Raw genomic sequence first — 1,405 nt, forward strand, 5'->3', positions numbered from 1 at the left:
GTATCGCGCCGCCCAGTGCCGTCGGCCCGCTCGGCGGCAGGATGCCAGCCGGTGGGATCGTCTGGGCGTCGAGACTGCTCGGTGCCGCGTCGGGGGATGGCGTGGTGGTGTATGGCTGCTGTGGTGAGTTGGATTGTGCGCTTTGTGGCTTGGCGCTGGGGCGTGGGTTGGCTTGCGGGGTGGCTGGTGTTGCCGGTGCGGCGGACGCGCCGAGCATTGGCTCGGAGTCGACGAGGCCGAGGTCGACGAGGGTGGCTTCGTAAGGGGTGGATGGCGATTCGCTCGGCTCGGGTGGGAAGGGTGGTTGCGCCGCGAGTTCGGTCCCGATGGTGCCGTCGAGATCGGTGGTAGAGGCGGTGTGGGTACTGGTGTCGGCCTGGGTGGGGGCGCTCGTTGGGTGCGCCGATCCCGGTGTGTTGTCGGGTTGGTCGTCGGTGACGAGAATGGTTCCGGCGAGGCCTGACTGCGGAATCTCGGGGCGGCTGCTGTGGAATTGGGTGGTGCCCGGAAGGTCGGTTGATGACGGGTTTGCCGGGGTGGTGATGGGGTCCGTCGGTGCATAGGTGCCCTCGGTGAGTTGTCGCAGGGCCGTGTCCGGGATGTGCCGGCCGTTGCCGGGGACGGGCGCATTGCCCGGGGAAGTCGATGATTGGGTCGAGCCCGAGGGTGATGACGTGGCGCCATCGTCGTGGGGCATGCCGAGTTCGAGGAGGAGAGCCTGGCCGATCTGGTCGATCTCGGCAATGGTCTGCTCGTCGATCTCGTCGATGGTCTGCTCGTGGGGCCGGAGTCTGTGTCCGTCGTCGATAGCGCGTCGTTTGGCCGATTCGGGTTCCGCTGGGAGTAGGAGCCCGTTGCTCCAGCTGTCGTCGAGGGATCGCTCGAGCTCGGTGATGGTCGCCTCGAGGGGGCGGACCAGTGTCCCTGTGGTGGGGCGGATCGCAGTGGCGAGACCGCCGCCCATCACCTGCTCGGCGAGGTTGCGGGCGCGTGGTTCGGGGTGGGTGAGTGCGGGCACGGTCATCGCACCGATGGGGTTGGCGAGGGTGATGGCCAGGTCGCGCCCAGTTGTGCGTGCCGACTGTTTGATCGCGTTCGTGCGGACCGGTGATGTGGCCGACTGGGTGCGTTTGCGGCGCTCGGGTTGCGGGATCTGTATCGGTATCGGCGCGGGTGGTGTCGGCGTCGGCTTGGGTGGTTCGGGTGCCGCTGCCTTTGCTTTGCGCTTCTTGGGCTTGTCGACCGAGGCTTGGGCCATCATCGGGACCGGGCGCGCAGGGACGACTGATTGTGGCAAGGGGCCAGCAGGCGTGGTCGGAGGGACGCCGCCGCGAGTGGGTTCGGTGGTGAGGGGTGGGATGTAGTTGGTGCCGTGGCGGTCGAGTTGTGGTTCGGCGGCCGGATC

Annotated in this window: 1 protein-coding gene; it reads right to left on the bottom strand. The window is 68.0% G+C overall.

The window, feature by feature from the left end; all coding sequences use genetic code 11:
* On the bottom strand, positions 1 to 1,405 hold a 1,405-nt coding region (locus ACZ60G_RS44095; RefSeq protein ID WP_465818394.1), incomplete at both ends, for a hypothetical protein.

Source organism: Nocardia sp. NPDC102475, assembly GCF_055584605.1.